This is a genomic window from Haloarcula salinisoli, assembly GCF_019599405.1.
In the GTDB taxonomy this organism is placed as follows: domain Archaea; phylum Halobacteriota; class Halobacteria; order Halobacteriales; family Haloarculaceae; genus Haloarcula; species Haloarcula salinisoli.
This window is the reverse complement of record NZ_RKLQ01000002.1, coordinates 484,852-504,976: the sequence shown is the minus strand read 5'-3', so window position 1 is coordinate 504,976 and position 20,125 is coordinate 484,852. Positions and strand designations below refer to the sequence as shown.

At 67.3% G+C, this 20,125-nt stretch carries 30 protein-coding genes; 19 read left to right on the top strand and 11 right to left on the bottom strand.

Annotation, left to right across the window (positions count from 1 at the left end; all coding sequences use genetic code 11):
• Nucleotides 1-163: 163 nt before the first annotated feature.
• Nucleotides 164-1,018 carry a sulfurtransferase gene (locus EGD98_RS11740; RefSeq protein WP_220588559.1) on the bottom strand — a complete coding sequence of 285 codons (855 nt, stop codon included), beginning with the start codon at nucleotides 1,016-1,018 and terminating at the stop codon, nucleotides 164-166.
• 256 nt (nucleotides 1,019-1,274) lie between these two features.
• On the opposite strand from EGD98_RS11740, the gene EGD98_RS11735 reads away from it, so the two are divergent.
• Nucleotides 1,275-2,066, top strand: coding sequence for a sulfurtransferase (locus EGD98_RS11735; protein WP_220588558.1), 792 nt, complete (start codon nucleotides 1,275-1,277; stop codon nucleotides 2,064-2,066).
• 25 nt (nucleotides 2,067-2,091) lie between these two features.
• On the opposite strand, the gene EGD98_RS11730 is transcribed toward EGD98_RS11735, so the two are convergent.
• From EGD98_RS11730 to EGD98_RS11720, 3 genes are all read right to left on the bottom strand, one after another.
• Entirely contained in the window at nucleotides 2,092-3,114 is a 1,023-nt protein-coding gene (locus EGD98_RS11730; protein WP_220588557.1) for an AI-2E family transporter, read from the bottom strand.
• 279 nt (nucleotides 3,115-3,393) lie between these two features.
• Nucleotides 3,394-4,074 carry a class I SAM-dependent methyltransferase gene (locus tag EGD98_RS11725; protein ID WP_220588556.1) on the bottom strand — a complete coding sequence of 227 codons (681 nt, stop codon included), beginning with the start codon at nucleotides 4,072-4,074 and terminating at the stop codon, nucleotides 3,394-3,396.
• Nucleotides 4,075-4,118: 44 nt separating this feature from the next.
• Nucleotides 4,119-4,316 carry a hypothetical protein gene (locus tag EGD98_RS11720; protein ID WP_220588555.1) on the bottom strand — a complete coding sequence of 66 codons (198 nt, stop codon included), beginning with the start codon at nucleotides 4,314-4,316 and terminating at the stop codon, nucleotides 4,119-4,121.
• A gap of 143 nt (nucleotides 4,317-4,459) precedes the next feature.
• Here EGD98_RS11720 and EGD98_RS11715 point away from each other — a divergent pair, with 143 nt between their 5' ends.
• The 3 genes from EGD98_RS11715 to EGD98_RS11705 all read left to right on the top strand — a co-directional run bounded on the left by EGD98_RS11715 (nucleotide 4,460) and on the right by EGD98_RS11705 (nucleotide 5,756).
• Entirely contained in the window at nucleotides 4,460-4,900 is a 441-nt protein-coding gene (locus EGD98_RS11715) for a DUF2391 family protein (RefSeq protein ID WP_220588554.1), read from the top strand.
• Nucleotides 4,901-4,957: 57 nt separating this feature from the next.
• Complete coding sequence (locus EGD98_RS11710; RefSeq protein WP_220588553.1) at nucleotides 4,958-5,536, top strand: DUF7090 family protein; 579 nt, start codon at nucleotides 4,958-4,960, stop codon at nucleotides 5,534-5,536.
• A 64-nt stretch (nucleotides 5,537-5,600) separates the two neighbouring features.
• Nucleotides 5,601-5,756 (top strand): DUF7563 family protein, encoded by a 156-nt coding sequence (locus tag EGD98_RS11705; protein ID WP_220588552.1) that lies wholly within the window; start codon nucleotides 5,601-5,603, stop codon nucleotides 5,754-5,756.
• 42 nt (nucleotides 5,757-5,798) lie between these two features.
• On the opposite strand, the gene glmM is transcribed toward EGD98_RS11705, so the two are convergent.
• Nucleotides 5,799-7,115 carry a phosphoglucosamine mutase gene (gene glmM / locus EGD98_RS11700; protein ID WP_220588551.1) on the bottom strand — a complete coding sequence of 439 codons (1,317 nt, stop codon included), beginning with the start codon at nucleotides 7,113-7,115 and terminating at the stop codon, nucleotides 5,799-5,801.
• An 85-nt stretch (nucleotides 7,116-7,200) separates the two neighbouring features.
• A complete protein-coding gene (locus tag EGD98_RS11695) occupies nucleotides 7,201-7,374 on the bottom strand; it encodes a hypothetical protein (protein WP_236039466.1) in 174 nt (57 codons plus the stop codon).
• A 58-nt stretch (nucleotides 7,375-7,432) separates the two neighbouring features.
• Here EGD98_RS11695 and rpiA point away from each other — a divergent pair, with 58 nt between their 5' ends.
• The gene (rpiA, locus tag EGD98_RS11690) at nucleotides 7,433-8,113 is read left to right on the top strand and encodes a ribose-5-phosphate isomerase RpiA (protein WP_220588549.1); all 681 of its coding nucleotides are present in this window, start codon (nucleotides 7,433-7,435) and stop codon (nucleotides 8,111-8,113) included.
• A 137-nt stretch (nucleotides 8,114-8,250) separates the two neighbouring features.
• On the opposite strand, the gene EGD98_RS11685 is transcribed toward rpiA, so the two are convergent.
• Nucleotides 8,251-8,418, bottom strand: a complete 168-nt coding sequence (locus EGD98_RS11685; protein ID WP_220588548.1) for a DUF1931 domain-containing protein — start codon at nucleotides 8,416-8,418, stop codon at nucleotides 8,251-8,253.
• A 247-nt stretch (nucleotides 8,419-8,665) separates the two neighbouring features.
• Between EGD98_RS11685 and larB the strand changes: the two genes are divergently transcribed.
• The 6 genes from larB (at nucleotide 8,666) to EGD98_RS11655 (ending at nucleotide 12,697) form a co-directional block, all read left to right on the top strand.
• Nucleotides 8,666-9,433, top strand: a complete 768-nt coding sequence (larB, locus tag EGD98_RS11680; RefSeq protein WP_220588547.1) for a nickel pincer cofactor biosynthesis protein LarB — start codon at nucleotides 8,666-8,668, stop codon at nucleotides 9,431-9,433.
• A 113-nt stretch (nucleotides 9,434-9,546) separates the two neighbouring features.
• A complete protein-coding gene (locus EGD98_RS11675) occupies nucleotides 9,547-9,696 on the top strand; it encodes a DUF7563 family protein (RefSeq protein WP_220588546.1) in 150 nt (49 codons plus the stop codon).
• A gap of 108 nt (nucleotides 9,697-9,804) precedes the next feature.
• Entirely contained in the window at nucleotides 9,805-10,092 is a 288-nt protein-coding gene (locus tag EGD98_RS11670; protein WP_220588545.1) for a GIY-YIG nuclease family protein, read from the top strand.
• A gap of 44 nt (nucleotides 10,093-10,136) precedes the next feature.
• A complete protein-coding gene (locus tag EGD98_RS11665; protein ID WP_220588544.1) occupies nucleotides 10,137-11,525 on the top strand; it encodes a phosphohexomutase domain-containing protein in 1,389 nt (462 codons plus the stop codon).
• A gap of 92 nt (nucleotides 11,526-11,617) precedes the next feature.
• The gene (locus EGD98_RS11660) at nucleotides 11,618-12,172 is read left to right on the top strand and encodes a DoxX family protein (RefSeq protein ID WP_220588543.1); all 555 of its coding nucleotides are present in this window, start codon (nucleotides 11,618-11,620) and stop codon (nucleotides 12,170-12,172) included.
• Nucleotides 12,173-12,244: 72 nt separating this feature from the next.
• Nucleotides 12,245-12,697 carry a pyridoxamine 5'-phosphate oxidase family protein gene (locus EGD98_RS11655; protein WP_220588542.1) on the top strand — a complete coding sequence of 151 codons (453 nt, stop codon included), beginning with the start codon at nucleotides 12,245-12,247 and terminating at the stop codon, nucleotides 12,695-12,697.
• Here EGD98_RS11655 and EGD98_RS11650 read toward each other — a convergent pair.
• Complete coding sequence (locus tag EGD98_RS11650) at nucleotides 12,694-13,068, bottom strand: GNAT family N-acetyltransferase (RefSeq protein ID WP_220588541.1); 375 nt, start codon at nucleotides 13,066-13,068, stop codon at nucleotides 12,694-12,696. The genes EGD98_RS11655 and EGD98_RS11650 overlap by 4 nt on opposite strands.
• Complete coding sequence (locus EGD98_RS11645; RefSeq protein ID WP_220588540.1) at nucleotides 13,065-13,556, bottom strand: peroxiredoxin family protein; 492 nt, start codon at nucleotides 13,554-13,556, stop codon at nucleotides 13,065-13,067. Before EGD98_RS11645 ends, EGD98_RS11650 begins: the two co-directional genes overlap by 4 nt.
• A 112-nt stretch (nucleotides 13,557-13,668) precedes the next feature.
• On the opposite strand from EGD98_RS11645, the gene EGD98_RS11640 reads away from it, so the two are divergent.
• Nucleotides 13,669-14,073, top strand: a complete 405-nt coding sequence (locus EGD98_RS11640; RefSeq protein ID WP_220588539.1) for a DUF5788 family protein — start codon at nucleotides 13,669-13,671, stop codon at nucleotides 14,071-14,073.
• Nucleotides 14,074-14,098: 25 nt separating this feature from the next.
• Here EGD98_RS11640 and samp2 read toward each other — a convergent pair whose 3' ends face one another.
• A complete protein-coding gene (gene samp2, locus EGD98_RS11635) occupies nucleotides 14,099-14,299 on the bottom strand; it encodes a ubiquitin-like small modifier protein SAMP2 (protein WP_220588538.1) in 201 nt (66 codons plus the stop codon).
• Nucleotides 14,300-14,427: 128 nt separating this feature from the next.
• Between samp2 and EGD98_RS11630 the strand changes: the two genes are divergently transcribed.
• The 7 genes from EGD98_RS11630 to EGD98_RS11600 all read left to right on the top strand — a co-directional run bounded on the left by EGD98_RS11630 (nucleotide 14,428) and on the right by EGD98_RS11600 (nucleotide 19,608).
• Nucleotides 14,428-14,691: a ribbon-helix-helix domain-containing protein gene (locus EGD98_RS11630; protein ID WP_220588537.1), complete on the top strand. Its 264-nt coding sequence runs from the start codon at nucleotides 14,428-14,430 to the stop codon at nucleotides 14,689-14,691.
• Between the two features lie 89 nt (nucleotides 14,692-14,780).
• A complete protein-coding gene (gene lpdA, locus EGD98_RS11625) occupies nucleotides 14,781-16,202 on the top strand; it encodes a dihydrolipoyl dehydrogenase (RefSeq protein ID WP_220588536.1) in 1,422 nt (473 codons plus the stop codon).
• Nucleotides 16,203-16,329: 127 nt separating this feature from the next.
• A complete protein-coding gene (locus EGD98_RS11620) occupies nucleotides 16,330-16,959 on the top strand; it encodes a hypothetical protein (RefSeq protein WP_220588535.1) in 630 nt (209 codons plus the stop codon).
• Between the two features lie 49 nt (nucleotides 16,960-17,008).
• Nucleotides 17,009-17,839, top strand: coding sequence for an aldo/keto reductase (locus tag EGD98_RS11615; protein ID WP_220588534.1), 831 nt, complete (start codon nucleotides 17,009-17,011; stop codon nucleotides 17,837-17,839).
• 41 nt (nucleotides 17,840-17,880) lie between these two features.
• Nucleotides 17,881-18,693 (top strand): prephenate dehydratase, encoded by an 813-nt coding sequence (gene pheA / locus EGD98_RS11610; RefSeq protein WP_220588533.1) that lies wholly within the window; start codon nucleotides 17,881-17,883, stop codon nucleotides 18,691-18,693.
• Nucleotides 18,694-18,755: 62 nt separating this feature from the next.
• The gene (locus tag EGD98_RS11605; RefSeq protein ID WP_220588532.1) at nucleotides 18,756-19,157 is read left to right on the top strand and encodes an Hsp20/alpha crystallin family protein; all 402 of its coding nucleotides are present in this window, start codon (nucleotides 18,756-18,758) and stop codon (nucleotides 19,155-19,157) included.
• A 1-nt stretch (nucleotide 19,158) separates the two neighbouring features.
• Complete coding sequence (locus EGD98_RS11600) at nucleotides 19,159-19,608, top strand: peroxiredoxin (protein ID WP_220588531.1); 450 nt, start codon at nucleotides 19,159-19,161, stop codon at nucleotides 19,606-19,608.
• 10 nt (nucleotides 19,609-19,618) lie between these two features.
• Here EGD98_RS11600 and EGD98_RS11595 read toward each other — a convergent pair whose 3' ends face one another.
• Complete coding sequence (locus EGD98_RS11595; protein ID WP_220588530.1) at nucleotides 19,619-20,047, bottom strand: hypothetical protein; 429 nt, start codon at nucleotides 20,045-20,047, stop codon at nucleotides 19,619-19,621.
• Nucleotides 20,048-20,125 lie beyond the last annotated feature (78 nt).

The following is a 20,125-nucleotide window of genomic DNA, read 5'->3' as shown; positions in this document are numbered from 1 at the left end:
AAAAAATCAGCGAGTTTGAGACCGATTAGTTGCCCTTCTCTGCGAGAAGGGAACCGCGGCTCGAAGACGCAGAGCGCTTCTTCACGGGTCGCTGCGCTCCCCGTTCCGATTCGAGGCGGACGCGGTCGCTTCGCTCCGTTGTCCGCCTCGCCAGTCTCCCCGGTCAGTTGCCCTTCTCGATGGGGGCGCCGACGAGGTTGCCCCACTCGGTCCAGGAGCCGTCGTAGTTGATGGTGTCCTCGTAGCCCAGCAGCTCGTGCAGGGCGAACCAGGCGACCGAGGAGCGCTCGCCGATGCGGCAGTACGCGACCGTCGTGGAGTCGCCGTCGATGCCGTACTCGGCGTAGAGCTCTTCGAGCTCGTCGTAGCTCTTGAAGGTGCCGTCGTCGTTCGTGACGGCGGCCCACGAGATGTTCTCTGCGCCGGGGACGTGGCCGCCACGCTGGGCGGTCTCCTGGAGTCCGGGGGGCGCGAGAATCTCGCCGGAGAACTCCTCGGGCGAGCGGACGTCGACCAGCGGCAGCTCCTTGTCGACGGCGTTCTCGACGTCGTCGCGGTAGGCGCGGATGGACTCGCGCGGACCGGACGCGGTGTAGGTCGTCGCCGAGAACTCGGGAACCTCGTCCGTGGTCTCGTAGTCGTTCTCGAGCCAGTACTCGCGGCCGCCGTCGAGGAGCTTCACGTCGTCGTGGCCGTAGTACTTGAACTGCCAGTAGGTGTAGGCGGCAAACCAGTTGGAGTTGTCACCGTACAGCACGACGGTGTCGTCCTCGCTGATGCCGGCCTCGCCCATCGTCGCCTCGAACTCGTCTTTCGAGAGGATGTCGCGGGTGGTCTGGTCCTGCAGGTCTGTCTCCCAGTTGAAGCCGATGGCGCCGGGCGCGTGGGCCTCGTCGTAGGCTTCCGTGTCGACGTCGACTTCGACCAGTCGGAGGTCGGAGTCGTCGTCCTGGAAGTCGTCCAGGTGCTCGCTGGCCCAGTCGGCCGAGACGAGCACGTCGTTGGCGTATTCAGTCATAATGCGTTGAACCGTTGGTCTACCATACATATATTACCACGAGTGGCGGCATGGACGGCCACTCCTCCCCTGTGACGGCATATGTTGCCTCTACAACAGGAATGGTGATTGTCAACGTGGCCCATTATGTCGCCCTGAAAAGGCAGGCGTGAGGCCGTCGTCGGGGAGAGGAGCTGACAGAGGCGGCAACAGTTGTCGGTATCTTCGAGCAACCTGTATCCGAGTTTTCAAGCGGTCGGAGGCGGAAGCGTCGATAATGACCGATATCGTCTCCGCCGACTGGGTGGCGGACAACCTCGACCGACTGCGCGTCGTCGACGTGCGGGACGGCTGGGAGTACGACGCGATGGCGCACCTCCCCGGTGCAGTCTCGATTCCGTTCGACCGCTTCCGGAAGGAGTCGGGCGACAGCGAGGGGATGCTGCCCAGCCACAGCCAGTGGGCGTCGCTGCTCGGTCCGGCCGGTATCAGCGCCGACAGCGAGATAGTCGCGTACGACGACCACCACGGCGTCTTCGCCGCTCGCTTCCTGGTGACGGCGGCGCTGCTGGGCCACGACCCCGAGAAACTGTACCTGCTCGATGGCGATTTCTCCAGCTGGCAACTGGAACAGCCGACCAGCAGCGAGACGCCCGACATCGCGGAAACCGACTACAGCGTCGATCCGCCCGAAGCGACGCCGCTGGTCGACGCCGACCGGGTCGCTGCCGCCAGCGACGACCCCGACGCCGTCCTCGTCGACACCCGCGACGAGTCCGAATACGCCGCGGGGCACATCCCCGGCGCCGTCCTGCTTGACTGGCGCGAGCTCGTCGACGACGAGACCCGGGGGCTACTCCCCCGGGAGGAAGCGCTCGCAGTCCTCGAATCGGTCGGCATCGTCCCCGAGAAACGCGTCGTCCTGTACTGTAACACGGCACGGCGCATCAGCCACACCTACGTCGTGCTCCGGCATCTCGGCTTCGAGGACGTGGAGTTCTACGAGGGCAGTCTCACCGAGTGGGAGGCCCAGGACCGGCCCCTGGAACCGGGCTCGCCCGACGCGTAGCGCGGCGCCGTCGGTTCGTTCTCGGTCACCGTCGTTCCGACGCCTGGGCCGGCTCCGTCTCGGCCGATCCGTTCTCGGTCGCCAGCAGTTCCACCGCCTCGACCAGCAGCGCGATTATCACCGGGCCGGCGATGAAGCCGATAATCCCCAGCGAGAGCACGCCGCCGGTGAAGCCGACGAAGTAGAGGCTGGCCGGCATCCCCGTCGTGTAGCGGGCCAGCCGCGGGCGGATGACCGCGTCGGGCAGAAAGCCCACGAGCGTAAGGCCCAGGACGGTGATGAGGACCGCACCGACGGCGTCGCCGGCGATGGCTTCCGAGGCGGCGATAGCGAGGATAACCACGCTCGGCCCGACGACGGGGACGAACTGGAGGATACCGGCGGTGACCGCCAGCGCGAACGCGCCGTTGTACCCCAGCAGGGCGAACAGCACCCAGGCCACGATGAAGGTACCAAACGCAGTCGCCGCCTGCAGGACGTAGATGGCATACAGCGTCGACCGCAGGCGCCTGTGAAACCGCTCGACGATGTCGTGGTACGGCGTCGGGACGGTCCGGTAGACGACTTTCCCCGGGGCGCTGGGCTGCCAGAGCAGCGCGTAGACGAGGATGGTAAAGAGGACGCCCTTCAGGGCGAGAATCGGCGTCTCGCTCGCGAACTGCACTGCCACGTCCCCGAGGGCGTCGCGCGCGGTCACGAGCCACGACTGGATGTCGATGCGGTAGCTGAACTCCCCCACGGCGAGGGTGACCTCGTCGGGGAGTCGCTGGAAGAAGCCAAAGAGGTCACGCCGGCGGCGATACAGCACGGCGACAAGCGGGACGAGGACGAGCGAGCCGGCGACGAAGGCGATAGCCGTCGAGACGGCGGCCGCGAGCCGCTTCGAGAGCCCCCGGTCGACGAACCACTCCGACAGTGGGAAGAGCACGTACGCGACGGTTATCGCGAAGAAGACGGTCGCCAGCACGCTCGACAGCAACAGCATCGAGAGCGCGACCAGCAGGACGAGCAGTCCTGCGATGACGTACGTTCGCTGGCGAGTCGGCACGGGATACCTTGTCGAGTGGTTACCAAAAGGGTTCCTCCGCTAGCAGTAAGCGTCGGTGAGACTACAAACAGCCAGAAAGTCCCCGGGGACGCTTCGCATCTCCTGACCCCCGCGGAGCCTCCGCCTCCGCTCAGTCCCACCCGTAGCCGGTTGGCCAATCAGCGATGGATGGGACTGAAACGGGCCGGGGCTTTCCAGCTGTTCGCACCGTAGTTGGCAGACACTGCTAGCGGTGCCGTCGAACAGTTCAGCCCACCACAGAGATCTAAAACGTTGTTTTCAGGGCGCGACGCCGACGGTGACGAGCGTGCCGAACTCCCGGTAGCGTTCGACCATCGCTTCGCGGGTCTCCCAGTCCTCGGTGGGGAACTCGCTCGCCGGTGGAATCTCTATCTCGCGGTCGGGGACGTTGTCCTGGACGGCGACCGCCAGCCCGGCCTCACGGAACGCCTCGCGGTACTCCGGGCCGCTCCAGCGGGTCATCGGCACCTCGACGAGCTCGTCCCAGGCGTGGGAGTGGACGTTCTCCTCGTAGTAGTTCACGGCACAGTGGAAGGTGCCGCCCGGGCGCAACACGCGGGCAACTTCGTCGAGGACGGCGTGGGGGTCGCTGGCGTAGTAGAAGGCCTCCATCGAGAAGCAGTGGTCGACGGTGTCGGTCTCGAAGGGGAGGTGTTCGAAGTCGCCCACCAGAAAGCCCACGTCGCCGTCGTCGGTGTAGGAACGGGCGTTTGCGGCCATCGCCGGCGAGGCGTCGATACCGTAGGCCCGGCCGGCGTCGGCGGTCTCCTTCAGCGCGCGGCCGGCGTAGCCGCTGCCCGAGCCCAGGTCGAGCACGGTGTCGCCCGCCTCGACGGGCATCCGCGCGAGGACGTGCTTTGCGGTGTGCCAGTGGCGGTCTTCCATCCCGCGGTCCTTCCCGCGGGCGGCCCAGTCGTCGAACTCGTCGCTGACGCTCATATCCGGAGTGGGCGGTCGGTGGCAAAACGCCCTTCGACTCGGCGTTACCGCTGGGTCCGGACCACGTACAACACGGTGCCGGCAGCCAGGATGGAGACCAGCAACGGGAGGTACGCAGAGAGTGACGCTCCGGCCAGGACACTCCCGCCGGTCCAGCCCAGCCCCAGGCCGGCGACGACACCGAACAGCAGCGTCGCGGGCGCGACGTCGTCGGGTACGACCGCTTCGACATCGGCGTTCATACCGCTCCGTTCGGCCGGCCGACACTTTATTCCTGTGACGGGGTCGTGGAACCGCCCGGCTGTGGCGCGGCCGCGTCGACCGCCGCTCCAGCTTTGTCCCCGGAGTCCGGGAAGGTTATGCCCCAGGCGCTGGACCGGAGAGTATGTCGCGCCGTCGCCGCTACCGCGTCGCCGACACGGCCCAGCAGGTCGTCGGCGGGTTCCTGCTGGCCGGTCCCTTCGTCGTCACCGAGGAGGTGTGGGTGCTGGCGTCGAACATGACCGGTTACCACGCGGCCGCCGTGGTCGCTATCGTCTTCGCCATCGGCTACGGCGCGCTGTACAAGGCCGACGACGACCGGGACCTAGAGCGGGAGGCCGAGGTCGCCGGGGTCCCGATTCGGTTCGTCTCGCTGATGCTCGTCGCCTTCGGTTCCGTGGCAGTCCTCGCGCTGGCACTGACCGCGCCCCAGACCTTCCTGGTCGAGGCGGGGATACTGCCGAACCCGACGCCGAGAGCGGTCGCGCTGACGACGGTGAAAGCCGTCGCCGTGGGCGCTATCTTCAGCGTCGTCGGCGCGGCGACGGCCGACAGTGTGTTCTGAGCCGAGCGGGGCGTCCCTCGCAAAAGTTAATGCCCGTCGCCCCGCCCTTTCCGGCACATGGAGTACACGCTGGCCATCGACAACACGCCGGACACCGTGGAGGGGGGCACCGGAATCCTGCTGGTACACCCCAGTACCGGGGCGACCGACCGTCTCGACACCGATTTCCTCTCGACCGACACCGACGCAATGTTGGTCATCTCGACGCGGACCACCGCCCGCGAAGTCAAACAGAAACTGGAGTACTACGAGGTCGACGAGGAGCGCGCGACAATCCTGGATACGCTGTCGGTCGAGCGGGGCTACACCCGTCGTCAGTCCGACCAGGTCCGCTACGTCTCCGCGCCCGACGACCTGGCCGGCATCGTCGCCGAGACCGAGCAGTTCCTGCAGGACCACGACGGCAAGCTGCGCGTGAGCTTCGACTCGGTCACCGAACTCATCTACTACGCCGACGAGGAGCAGGCCCTCGAGGCCGTCGGCGACATCCTCGAACTCCTCGAGGAGTACGACGCCGTCGGGATGTTCCACCTCGCCCAGGGCGTCCACGACGACGAGACCGTCGCGCAGTTCCGGGACCTGTTCGATGGCGTGGTGGAACTGGGTGAAGACGACAGCGTCACGAGCGATTTCTGAACGCGTGTGGTAGTCGTTGCCACGACACCACAATTAAGACGGTATACTCCTTCTATCAGGGTGTATGCCGGAATGCCAGAACTGTGAGAATTTCGTAACTGCCGCATACGCGCGGGTCTTCACGCCAAACGGCGTCGAGAAACCACGGGTCTGTCCGCAGTGTGAGGATAAGATACGCGACGGGGCCGACATCCGCGAGGCCCGGTCGACCCGCAGATAAGCGTCGTTCTCCCGTGACTGGGTCAGTCACGGTGAGATTCTCCTACTCCAGAGCCGCTGCCAGGCACTCCCGAGCCTCGGCCAGCACCTCGTCGGCCCGTGCGTCCTCGCGGGCTTCGGCGGTCACCCTGACGAGTGGCTGGGTACCACTGGCGCGCAGGAGGAACCACGCGTCGCCCAGGTCCACGCGGACCCCGTCCAGCGTCGTCACGTCGTCGTAGTCGGCGAGCACCTGCTCGCGGACCCGGTCCATCACCGCGCCTTTCGCCTCGACCTCGACGCTGTCCCGGCGAATGGGGTAGGTGGGCACGTCGGCGATGCGCTCGGCCAGCGGCCGGTCGGCGTCGAGGGCGGCGATGGTAGATGCCGCCAGTGGGCCGTCCGGACAGAGCGTGTGGGCGGGCCATATCCACGCGCCGCTTGGCTCCCCGCCGAAGGCCACGTCGGGGGCCTCGGCGGCCTCGGCGACGTAGACGTCACCGACCGGCGTGTACTCCACGTCGACGTCTATCTCGGCGAGGTAGTCCGCGACCGCCAGGCTGGTATCGACCGGCACGGCGACCCGCTGGCCGGGTTCGGCGGCCGCGCGGGCGAACAGGGCGAGCGTGACGTCGCCGGTGAGGTAGGTGCCGTCGCCGGCCACCGCCCGCATCCGGTCGGCGTCGCCGTCGTGTGCGATGCCGATGTCGGCGTCGCTCTCGCCGACGAGGGTCGACAGCGACGTGCAGTTCTCGGCTTTCGGTTCGCTCGGTCGGCCCGGGAACGCGCCGTCGGGCTGGGCGTTCAGCGTCTCGACGTGTGCGCCCAGCGATTTGAGGACCTCCACCGTGACGCCGCCGGCGCCGTTGCCCACGTCGACGATAACGTGGCTGTCCATCGACTCACGGCCGAGTTCTGCTTGGATGGCCTCGGCGTGGCGGGCGCGGGCGTCCCACGTCTCTAACTGGCCGCTCTCGTCCCACGCGGCCGGCTCGAAGGTCGCCTCGGCGATGCGAGCCTCGATTCGCTCCTGACCCTCGCTGTCGAAGGCCTGCCCGGAGGGTTGCCAGAGCTTCAGGCCGTTGTCCTCGGGCGGGTTGTGGCTCGCCGTAATCGAGACGCCGGCGTCGGCGTCGCGCCACGCCACCGCTCGGGCGACCGTCGGCGTCGCCGCCACGCCCACGTCGACGACGTCCGTGCCGCTCTCTCGCAGCCCTGCCACCAGCGCGGACTGGAGGAACTCGCCGCTCGCACGCGGGTCCCGACCGACGACGACCCTGTCGCAGTCGACGCCCAGCGCTCGTCCCATCGACAGCGCCAGGTCGGCTGTCACCGTCTCGCCGACCGGCCCTCTGATGCCGCTCGTTCCGAAGAGTGTCATACTCTCAGGGCGAAGCGGGCGGGCAAAAGTATACTGTTCGTACGACCGGCTGTCGGCTATCTCGACCCAGTTACAGCCGGCAGTATCACTCTGCCGGCGACCAGTTGCAGGCCGTCCCCGTGGTCAGCTCCGCGGTCTCGATATGTGCCGACAGGCAGCCGTAGTTACAGAACTGGCTGGTCGGCTCGCCGTCCGGTTCCGTCGAGAGATACACCGGGTCGTGGGCCTCGACGGCACAGCCGCAGTAGGTGCAGTCCATACCGTCCGTTCCGGCCAGGAGAACAAACGTTTTGTCCGCCTCCAGTGAGAGTCCGCACATGAAACAGGGCGGCTCAGACGCGGCGAAACGCGCGGCCGGCGAGTCGGCGGCCGAGGCGGTCGAGGACGGCATGGTCGTCGGGCTGGGCACCGGGTCCACGACGGCCCACGCGATTCGCGCCATCGGCCGGCAGGTCGACGCCGGCCTCGACATCGTCGGCGTCCCGACCTCCTTCCAGTCCCGCGAACTGGCCCGCGAGGCCGGCATCCCGCTTGCCGATTTGGACGAAGTGAGCGTCGACCTGGCCATCGACGGCGCCGACGAGGTGGCCGGCGGTGACCTGATAAAGGGCGGCGGGGCGGCCCACGCCCGCGAGAAGATCGTCGACGCGAGCGCCGACCGCTTGCTCGTCGTCGCCGACCCGACGAAGGAAGCCGAGACGCTCTCCCACCCAGTGCCGGTGGAAGTGCTGTCGGCGGCCCGGACCACCGTCGCCGAGTCGGTCCGGGAACTGGGCGGCGAGCCGACGCTGCGGCAGGCCGAGCGCAAGGACGGCCCCGTCGTCACCGACAACGGGAACCTCGTGCTGGACTGTGCCTTCGGCGATATCGACGAGCCGGCGGCGCTGGGGCGGGACCTGGCGTCGCTGCCCGGCGTCGTCGAACACGGGCTGTTCGTCGGGCTGGCCGACGAGGTCCACGTCGGTAGCGAGGAGGGCGTGACGGTCCGAGAGCTGTAGCGAGCGAGGCGTCGACGTCGGGAGACGCCTCGAAAGCGACGCGGAGAGCGTAGCGAGCCGCGGAGCAGGAGCTGGCTATCGGCGAACGACGCCGTCGCTACGGGACGTTGCTGAAAGAAAAACGGGTGGAAACGACCTTACAGGTCTCGCGGCTGGACTGTCTTTCGGTCGTTAGCGTCAGCTCGTCGAGCGGCGTCGGCGAGCAGTTCCTCGACTTCGGCGTCGAGTGCATCGTAGAAGTCCGACGCAACGTTCATGTCATCGAGCTCTTCCTTCACGGCGGCTTTGACGATTAGGTCTGCCATACACTCCGCTGTGCGAAGGGATTGTTTAAATACTTTCCCCAATTGGGTCGCTCTCACCGGTACTGACGGGGGTTTCAGGGCGTTTCGGCCATTCAGACCCATATAAATAAGGCTGATTTTTCCGCTATCGCGAGGGGTGTGGCCACATAATTGATATGTGAGGAGCGGGCGGCCCTATCCCGCCGTCTCGCGCGCGCTGGCGCTGGAGACCGACGGATAGGAGTAGCCGGCCCCCAGAGGGGGACACATGCGCGAGATACTGGAGGCGGTCGCGGCGGGTGAACTGACCCCCGCCGAGGCCGAGTCGGAACTGGCCGGCTACGCCACGACCGGCGCCGGCCGCTTCGACGCGGCCCGCAAGGCCCGTTCGGGCGTCCCCGAGGCGGTGCTGGGCAGCGGGAAGACAGTCGAGGAGATAGCCGACCTCGCGGCGACGGCCGTCGAGACGACCGGGCGAGCGATCGTCACCCGCATCGACGCGGCCGGTGCAGGGGCCGTCCGCCGACAGCTGGCCGAGAACGCTCCGAAGGCCACCATCCGGTGGGACGAGCGGTCGAACTGGCTCGTGGCCACGGCCCCCGCGTTCGAGCGACCCGACGTCGACGCCCGCGTCGGCGTCGTCACGGCCGGGACCTCCGACGCCGTCCCGGCGGGCGAGGCGGCCATGATAGCCGCCGAGTTGGGCGCCGACGTGACCCGAATCGACGACGTGGGTGTCGCCAGTCTGGCCCGGACCATCGACGCCGTGTCCCGCCTGCGCGAACAGGACGTCCTCGTCGTCGCCGCCGGTCGGGAGGGCGCCCTGCCCACCGTCGTCGCCGGACTGGTGGACACGCCGGTTATCGGCCTCCCCGTCTCGACCGGGTACGGCCACGGCGGCGAGGGCGAGGCCGCGCTCTCGGGGATGCTCCAGTCCTGCACGGCGCTGTCGGTCGTCAACGTCGACGCGGGCTTTACCGCGGGCACGCAGGCGGGACTCATCGCCCGCCGGGTCGCGGCGGCGCGAGGGGGGTGACTGATGGGTGAAACATCTGTCAGCCCAGATGGATACCAAACCATTTGGGTAAAGCAATATAGGACTAGAACACCTCTGTTTGTATGTCGGCGGTGGTGTCGCCGACGAATACGATGCCCGAATGCAATCACTGCGGCGCGCACGTCTCAGACCAGTTCGCCCGTGTGTTCGCGGACGAGTACGGACACATCCGGGCCTGCCCGAACTGCTCGGCGAACGCTGGCATCGCCGAGGTGTCGAAAGAGCGCGCCCACGAAGCGTGATACGGACCGTTGTAGAGTATTTACGGCGGACGCCGACACCGGTCGGCACACACCGGTAAATGACTACAACAATCCGTACGAGGCCCACTGGGCCCCCCGCATCGTGCGATGACCACCACGCGGAGCCCTGACCACTACGCCTACGTGGTTCGGTGCAGCGACGATACTTTTTACACCGGCTACACGACCGACGTGGAGCGCCGGGTTCGTGAACACGACGCCGACGAGGGCGCGAAGTACACCCGCGGCCGGACGCCCGTCGAACTCGTCCACGTCGAGCGGTTCGACTCCAAGTCGGCAGCGATGTCTCGCGAGTACGAAATAAAACAGCTGTCGCGGACCGAGAAGGAGACGCTGGTCCGAGGAGACGGGGCCGAGACCGAGTTCTCGCCCTGACCCAGGGGGTGACCTTTTTGAAGGGCCCATGAGAGAATTCACGTATGGACGAAGCTGATGCCGAAGCGATACGTTTCGGAACCGACGGCTGGCGAGCGACCCTCGACGTGTTCACCGAACCGCGGGTGCGAATCGTCGGCCAGGCCCTCGCGACGACGTTCCGTGACCGCGGCCACGACGACTCGGTCGTCGTCGGCTACGACGCCCGCGAGACGTCGCGGGGCTTCGCAGAGGAACTGGCCCGCGTGTTCTGTGCCAACGGGTTCGACGTGGTGCTACCCGAGCGTGACACACCGACGCCCATCGTCGCCTGGACGGCCAAGGAGGGCGGCCACGACGGCGCACTCCAGATAACCGCGAGTCACAACCCGCCCGAGTACAACGGCGTGAAGTTCATCCCCGGCGAGGGCGCGCCCGCACTCCCCGACCTCACCGAGGAAGTCGAGAGCAACCTCGCCGACCCCGAGAGCCTCCCCGAGGACGAACACGGTGAGGTCACCGAGCGCGACCTCATCGCGGACTACGAGGACCACGCCATCGAGTACGCTGACGCCGACCTCGACGGGCTCACGGTTGCCTACGACGCGATGTACGGCAGCGGCCGCGGCGTCACGAACACCCTGCTCGAACGGGCCGGCGCCGACGTCACCGCGATGCGGGACTACCTCGACCCCGAGTTCGGCGGCAGCTCGCCGGAACCCACAGCCGAGAAGGTCGGCGAACTCATCGAGGAAGTGACCGAGGGCGACGCCGACATCGGCTTCGTCAACGACGGCGACGCCGACCGCCTGGGTATCGTCACGCCCGAACGGGGCTTTCTGGACCCGAACCTGTTCCTCGCCGCGATGTACGACTACCTGCTCGAGACGCGCGAGGGCGACGTGGTCCGGACAGTCTCATCCTCGAGCATCGTCGACCGCGTCGCCGAGGCCCACGACCAGGACGTCCACGAGACCGCCGTCGGCTTCAAGTGGGTCGCCGAGGCGATGCGTGAACACGACGCCCTCTTCGGCGGCGAGGAGTCGGGCGGCTTCGGCCTGACCGACCACCTCCGGAACAAGGACGGCGTCCTGATCGCGCTGGTGGCGGCCGCCGCCGAGTCGGAGAAACCGCTCGACGCACGCGTCGACGACCTCATCGACGCCTACGGCGAGATCCACCAGTCCCGAATCAGCGTCGACTGTCCCGACGACCGGAAGGGGCCGGTGCTCTCGGACCTGGAGACGGAGCTCCCCGAGACCGTCGCCGGCGTCGACGTGGACGGCATCAACACCATCGACGGGTTCAAGGTCCGTCTGGAAGACGGCACCTGGCTGCTGATGCGTCCCTCGGGTACCGAGCCGAAACTCCGTATCTACGCCGAAGCCGGCAGCGAGGACCGCGTCGAGGAGCTGCTCGAGGCCGGCCGCGACCTGGTCGAACCGCTGGTCTGAGCTGACGACCGTTTTCGCCTGGCTGCGGACCCATTCTCCGAATGCGGGAACAGTGCTACGTACTTACCACCATACCTGTAGTACCTCTTCATATGTCTTCACAGGAAGTATCACTTCGAAGCAGCGTCGGCGGGTTCACCGCCGAAGGTCGACTCCACACGCTTTCCGTCTGGTTCATCCTCGCCCTCCGGATAATGATGGGCGTCGCGTTCTTCCAGAGCGGATTCGAGAAGGTGCTATCGGGCAGTTTCAGCGCCTCGGGCTACCTCATGAACGCCCCGCAGGCCAACGGGAGCCCCGCGGCTGGCCTGTTCACCGCGATGGGAAGTAACGCCGCGTTCGTCGAGTTCGTCAACGTCGCCGTCCCGTGGGGCGAGGTACTCATCGGACTGGGGCTCATCGTCGGCGCGCTCACCCGGCTGGCGGCGTTCTGGGGCGCGTTCATGATGCTCCTGTTCTACCTCGGGAACTGGGACGTCGCCCACGGCTACATCAACGGGGACTTCGCGTATATGCTCGTGTTCCTCTCCGTGGCGGCCTTCGGCGCGGGCCGCATCATGGGTCTAGACCAGTACATCGAGGACTACGAGGTCGGTGGCGTGGCACTCGTGGAGCGGTACCCGTGGATGCGGTACCTTCTGGGCTGACTGGCGGTGTCCGCCCCCACGGGTCTACCGGGCGAGCCAGTGGTTTAACCTATCAACCCTCGTAGGTTTGCTATGGACCCCGACGCCCGCTTTGCCTACACGCGAGCGATGAGCGACGACGAGATCGAATCGGCGCTCCGCGACGTCGGTCACGGCGTCCTCTCGCTGGCCGACGGCAACGAGAGCTACGCCATCCCGCTGTACCACCACTACGAGGACGGACAGCTCTTCTTCCGACTGGGCGAGACGCCCGATGACAGCAAGGCCGACTACATCGAGACCACCGAGACGGCGACCTACGTCGTCTTCGAGGCCGAGGAGACGGCCGGACCGGCCGAAGAGCGAGGGTGGAGCGTCATCGCGCGTGGCCCCATCCGGCGAGTCCCGCCGTCCCACCCCGCCTACGACATCGAGTCTATCAACGAGCAGTTCGCGCCCATCCGAATCTTCGACGAGGCCCACGACGAGGTGGCGCTGACGCTGTACGAACTGGAGCCCGACGCCATCACGGGCCGACAGAACTAGTCGCGCTCGCCCCACAGCCGCCCTGACTCGTCGGTCTGCTCGATGGTGAATCCCAGCCCCTCGTAGAACGACCGCAGGTCCGCGTCGAACTCGGCAGTGAGCCGCTCCCGGCGGTCGGCGGCCGCCTCGACCAGCGCCGACCCGATACCCTGGCCACGGCGACGGCGCCGGACCGCCACGGCGTCGATGTGGTGGCCCGAAAGTACCAGCGCACCGAGAACGCGCTCCCCGTCCGTGGAGACCGCCACCAGTACCTCGTCGTCGCCGATGTGGTCCTGGACGGCTGCCGCGTCGGCCCGCAGTACCGCGCCGTCGAGGATGTTCATTACGTCCGGGAGGTCCGAGACCGTGGCGTCGCGAACAGCAGTCATCCGTCGCGAGCGTCGTCGATGGCCGCCAGCAGGTCGTCGACGCTGGGCCGGTCGAACGTGGATTTGCTCCGGTACTGCCAGACGATTTCGGGGGAGCTACGCAGGTCGATGAGGACCGCCTCGGGCATCCGCCCCAGGAAGTCGCTCCAGTCGCCCAGAAAGCCGAAACGGACCGGCTGGTCGTACGCGTCACCCGCCTCCGTCTCCGGGTCGGCGACGAGCGGATAGGGGAGGTCGTAGCTGTCCTGCCACTCGCGGACGTTCTCGGGGGGCTCGGGGACGATGGAGACGACCTCCGTCTCTCGCTCGGCGAACTCCTCGTAGCGGCCCGCAACGGTCTGGACCTGTTTTCGGCAGTTCGTACAGTAGTGGTCCCGCTGGAAGAGCAACAGGGCAAAGTCGTGGTCAGCCGCGAGCGCCGACAGCGACAGCGGGTCGGGCCCCGGCCCGACGTTGGGCAAGGAGAAGTCAGTGGCCTCGATTGACATACCCGATGTAGACGCTCGACCGGCAAAAACGGGGGGTTACGGGGTGGTGACCCGACGGCGACAGCAGCGAGGGCGGCCCGTGACTTTTCCGTCCCACGGCCCACGTGCCGGTATGGACGACGCGGTGCGTGAGAAGCTCCTGGCCCGGGTCAACCGACAGGGCGCGACAATCGGTGCCTCGCTCCCGGAGACAGTCACCGTCGACGGCGAGGAGCTCTCGCTGGCGGAGTTCGTCATCGAGACCAGAAAGGTGCCGGGCGTCCCGCCCGAACACCGGGAGCTGCTCGCAGACGCCAAGAGAACCCTCCGAAACGAGCGCGCCCGTCGGCTGGAACGCCTGGAGTCCGACCCGCTGGACCGCGAGACGGCGGAGCGGCTGGCCGACGAGATTGTCGGCCTCGACCGGGCGCTGCACGCCCTGGAGAACATCCGGAAGCCGGACTACGGCGAGACGGCCCGGACGGCCGCCATCGAGGACCACAGACGGTGGGCGAACTTCCTCGATACGCTCAGCTGAGTCCCTGGACGGCTCCCGACCCTACTCATCCGCCCTTGATGAGTCGCACCACACGCACGTGGTCGCTCTCGACGGGCTGGTTCGTCGGCACCGTTCGCTCGTCGACCAGCACCGACACCGCGTGCGGCGAGAGGTCTAAGGGAGCCAGCAGGTCGGCGTAGGTGGCGTCCTCGGCGACGTCGAGTTCGTGGGTGTCCTCGCCGGCCACCTCGACGGTGACGTTCATGCGCCTGTGTAGCCGGATTACCGGCTTCAGTGTGTCGGCTGGAAGGGGTTCGTGACAGCCACACTGTATTTTCGCGGCGGAGAAATCTGGCCAGTGGATATATTTGTGCCACACTGGACCCATAATTTATGAGCAGCAGTACCGACAGCCAAGGAGGGTCAACGAAGATTGCCGTTCGCGTTCCGTCGCAGCTGGTCGACAGAATCGACGCGGAGTACGAGGACCGCGGGTACACGTCTCGTTCCGAGGCAATCCGGGATGCGCTACGGGCGTGGGTAGGTTCGGCAGGCCGGCGATCGGAGGCGGCCGACCGGAGCGTGGAAACCGGCCGGGAGCAGCGCGACTCGCTGGACGAACTCGTCGAGAGCTACGGTGGAGACATCTACGAGTAGGGGGACCCGGCGACAGCGAGCAGGCCGTCGAGGGTGGCCGACAGCGGTTCGCTCGTCCCTTTTATAGGTGCGGGCGGCGAGAGTCGCCTATGGTCGTCGGAGACGTCACGACGGGAACTGAGGTACTGGTCATCGGCGGGGGTCCGGGCGGCTACGTCGCCGCCATCCGCGGTGCGCAACTCGGGCTCGATACGACGCTGGTCGAACGGGACGCCTACGGCGGGACCTGCCTGAACCACGGCTGCATCCCCTCGAAGGCGCTCATCTCGGCGAGCGACATCGCCCACGACGCTCGCGAGGCCGAGGACATGGGCATCTTCGCGGACCCCGCCGTCGACATGGACGCGATGACCGACTGGAAGGACGGCGTGGTCACCCGGCTGACCCGGGGCGTCGAGTCGCTCTGTAAATCGGCGGGTGTCAACCTGGTCGAGGGGACCGCCGAGTTCGTCGACGAGGAGACGGCCCGGGTGGCACACGGCGGCGAGGGCCAGGGCTCGGAAACCATCGCCTTCGAGCACGCTATCGTCGCCACCGGGAGTCGACCCATCGAGATTCCGGGCTTCGAGTTCGACGGCGAGCACATCCTCTCCTCGCGGGCGGCGTTGGCCCTGGAGACGGTCCCCGACGAGCTACTCGTGGTCGGGGCGGGCTACATCGGGATGGAGCTGTCGACGGTGTTCGCGAAACTGGGCGCCGAAGTCACCGTCGTGGAGATGCTCGAAGACGTGTTGCCGGGCTACGAGGACGACGTGGCCGAGGTCGTCCGCGAGCGCGCCGCGTCGCTTGGCATCGACTTCGCGTTCGGCGAGGCCGCGAGCGACTGGGAAGAACTCGACGACGGGCGCATCCGCGTGGCGACGACCGACGAGGACGACAGAGTCGAGGAGTACCACGCCGATACGTGCCTCGTCGCGGTCGGTCGCGAGCCAGTGACTGACACACTGGGCCTCGAGAATATCGACCTGGACCCAGACGAGAACGGCATCCTGGCGACCGACGAGCAGGCCCGGACCGACCTCGACCATATCTTCGCCGTCGGCGACGTGGCCGGCGAGCCGATGCTGGCCCACAAGGCGATGGCCGAGGGCGAGGTGGCCGCCGAGGTCGCGGCCGGCGAGCCCGCGGCACTCGACCACCAGGCGATTCCGGCGGCGGTCTTTACCGACCCCGAAATCGGCACGGTAGGGATGACCGAGGCCGAAGCGAGCGAGGCGGGCTTTTCCCCCGTGGTCGGCCAGATGCCCCTTAGAGCCAACGGCCGGGCGCTGACGCTGAACGAGCGCGAGGGGTTCGTTCGTATCGTCGCCGACGCCGACACGGAGTTCCTGCTGGGCGCACAGATAGTCGGGCCGGAGGCGTCCGAACTCGTCGCCGAGGTCGGGCTGGGCATCGAACTGGGCGCCCGGCTCGAAGATATCGCAGGGACGATCCACACCCATCCGACCCTCTCCGAGGCGGTCCACGAGGCCGCCGCGGCCGCCCGCGGTGAGGCGATTCACACCAGGTGACACCGGGATAGTAGCCAGTTCCAGCGAGCCGGTATACCACCGCCAGCGGCCCACGAAGGCAGTTTTCGGGGCAGGCACAAAGGTTATGTTCTCGTCTGAAAAATCACCGCCAGAACCGGCAACATATATGACTACCGACCCCCCGACGGACGACCATATCGCGAGCGCCATTTGCTCGGGTAGCACGTACGAGAAAGTCAGGTACCAGCGCCACGCGTTCCTCCGACAGTCGGTCCCGCGCACGCTGATGCTCCAGAGCGCACTGTTGGGATTGCTGGTCGCACTCCTCCCGATGTACGGGCTCTTCCCGGCGAGTGTCGCGGGCTACCTCCCCGCGACAGACCCCAGCGTCGCCTCGCCGAAGGTCCTGTTACTTGGCGTTTTCGGCGGGCTACTGGAACTGCTTGGCGCGACGCTGCTTGTCGGGACAGCGCTGTACCGCGTGCGTCGCGCGCCGCTGACCGAGTCCCAGGCCCACACGATGCTCGACGTCGAGGACTTCGCGCGGTACGTCGGGCTCGGGACCGGGGGGCTCGCCATCTTGCTGACGGTGTGTGTGTTCGCGGTGGGGCTGGGCGGCGGGGCGGCCGTCGACACCTACGTCGGGACCGCGGGCGCCAACCCGTTCGTCGCCTCCGGGTTCGGGCTCCCCATCGTCGCCGTCTCGCTGGTGGCCTTCGTCGCCAGCGTCGTCCTCTTCTACGCCGGGGGCTACCTCTCGGTCCGGCTGTCACAGGCCCGCCGGCGCGGGAACTAGACGGCCGCGACCCGGCCGCATTTCAGGCCCGGAACCCTACACCGGAGCGATGACAGGCGATACCTTCGACATCGGCGGCGACCTGACGGTCGACCGACTCGGCTTCGGCGCGATGCGCATCACCGGCGAGGGCATCATCGGCGAACCGGACGACGTCGACAACGCCCGCGAGGTGCTCCGCCGCGCCGTCGAGCTGGGCGTTGATTTCATCGACACGGCCGACTCCTACGGGCCCGGCGTCTCCGAACGACTGCTGGGCGAGACGCTCGACGTCGGCCGCGAGGACATCGTCGTCGCAACCAAGGGCGGCCTGCTTCGCAACACCGACACTGACTGGCTGCCTCACGGCGACCCCGACTATCTGCGCAACGCCTACCTCTGCTCGCGGGACCGGCTGGGCGTCGACACCATCGACCTCTATCAGCTCCACCGCCCGGACCCGGACACCCCCTTCGAGGACTCCGTCCACGCGCTGGCGGAGCTGAAAGACGCCGGGCTCGTCGAGCACGTGGGCCTCTCGAACGTCAGCGTCGACCAGCTGGACCGCGCCCGCGACATCGTCGATATCGCCACGGTCCAGAACCAGTACAACGTCGCCAACCGGGACGCCCAGGCAGTGCTCGACGCCTGTGAGGACTACGGCATCGGCTTCATCCCGTGGTTCCCGCTGGCGGCCGGGGAGCTCGGCGACGTAGACGGTATCGACGACATCGCCGACCGCCACGACGTCACGCCCCACCAGATCGCGCTGGCGTGGCTGCTGGAATCGTCGGACGTGACGCTGCCGATTCCGGGGACGGCGAGCATCGAGCACCTCGAACAGAACGTCGCGGCCGCCGACATCGAACTGACCGACGAGGAGCTGGCGACGCTGACCTGACGACCACCGGCCTTTTGTCCTCGAACGGAGTAGCGAGCCACATGACGACTATCACGCTGGGCCCCTCGGGAACCTACTCCCACCGGGCCGCCCGCGCGGTCGCCGACGACGGCGACATCGACTTCGCCGAATCGATGACCGCCATCGTCGAGGCCGTCGCCGAGGGCACGGCCGACCGCGGCGTCGTGCCCGTCGAGAACAGCATCGAAGGCTCCGTCACGGAGTCTCTGGACGCTTTCACCGAGTACGACGTCGCCGTCGTCCGCGAGATAATCACGCCCATCCGTCACGCACTGCTGGCACAGGACGACTCCTTCTCGCTCGTCGCCAGCCACGCCCAGGCGCTGGCCCAGTGTCGCGGCTGGCTCGAAGAGCACTACCCCGGCGTCGACGTCGAAGCCGTCGCTTCCACCGCTCGCGGCGTCGAGCGCGCCCGCGAGAACCCCGACGTCGCCGCCATCGGCCACCCGGACAACGCCGGCGACGGTCTGGACCTGCTCGCCGAGGACATCCAGGACCAGTCCTCGAACGCGACCCGCTTCGTCGCCGTCGCACCCGCCAGCGAACGCAAGGAGGGCGGCGGGAAGACCTCCTTCATCATCTATCCGAACGCCGACTACCCCGGCCTCCTGCTGGAACTGCTGGAAGCCTTCGCCGACCGCGACATCAACCTCACCCGCATCGAGTCCCGACCGAGCGGCGAGCGACTGGGCGACTACGTCTTCCACCTCGACGCGGCCGCCGGTCTCTACGAGGAACGGTGCCAGGCCGCGCTGGCCGACATCGAGGAGCTGGCCGAGAACGGCTGGGTCCGCCATCTCGGCTCGTACGACACCGAGACCGTCATCGACTGACGGACTCGCCACAGCGGAACTGGTCTTCAGCGCTTAAGTCCCACGAGCGTGTACGCCCGTCCATGAGCGACCGCGACCCACTATCGGAGATAGAGCGCGCCTTCGACGTCCTGGGCGACCAGTTCGGCGTCGCCGCCGGCACCGTCCCGACCGACATCGTCGACCAGGGCGACAGCTTCGTCGTCCACGCGGAGCTGCCGGGCTACGACAGCGACGACATCGACGTCCAGCTGTCCGAGGGCCGGAGCCTCACCATCAGCGCCGAGCACAGCGAGGAAAGCGAGACGACCGACGGGCGCTACGTCCAGCGCGAGCGACGACAGCAGTCGCTCTCGCGAACAGTCAGCCTCCCGGAGGCCGTCACCGAGAGCGAGACGGCGGCGAGCTACGAGGACGGCGTGCTCACCGTCACACTGCCGAAGGCAACCGCCGCCGACGACGGCACGTCCATCCCGGTGAACTGAGATGGCCCTCGTCCCTGGCGATAGCGTCCCCGACGTGGTCGCCGAGAACCAGCACGGTGAGCGGGTCCGGCCCGACTTTTCGACCCCGACGGTGCTGTACTTCTACCCGAAAGACGATACGCCAGGCTGTACGACCGAGGCCACCCAGTTCGAGGCCGAGAGCGAGCGCTACGAGACCTACGGCGTCTCGGTGTACGGCGTCTCGACCGACGACGTCGAGAGCCACCGCGCGTTCGCTGACAACGAAGGGCTCTCCTTCGACATGCTGGCGGACCCCGACGGGAACGTCGCCGAGGCCTTCGGCGTCGAACTGACCGACGGCCACGCCCGGCGGACGACGTTCGTCATCGCCCACAACCAGGTCGTCGGGCTGTACGAGGGCGTGCGCCCTGACGGCCACGCGAAAGACGTGCTCCGGGACCTCGGCGAGGCCGGGCTGCTCGGGACGTAGTCGCGACAGCCTACGATTCGAGTACCGCACCGGTCAGCGCGCCGGCGACGGCGGCCCCGATGATTTTGAACAGCATCCCCGAGACGAACCCGAAGGCCGCGACGAACAGAAATCCGAGACTCGCATCCGGCGCGAGAACGAAGTTCGTGAGGGTCCCGACGACCACGCCGACTATCGACGACGCGAGCCCACCGACGACACCGACGATAGCACCGTACTTCGCACCGTCTCGTCCGCCGCGCCGGCGGAGCGCACCGATAGTGATACCACCTGCGATACCTCCGGTGATGGTGAACAACCAGCCCAGGACGATACCGAGTGCGGGAATCAACACGCCCAGCGAGATGACAAACAGCACCGCGGAGGCGATGAGAACGTGTTTTCGGTCGGTGTTGAGCCCCCCTCGAACCTCCGACTTCCCCGTACTCTCAACGGTCATATGAGTCACTCAATGGCCCGGTGAAATAAACACTGGCGGAGAGGCCTGGCACGGCCCGCCCGGACGTAGGCCGGCGCG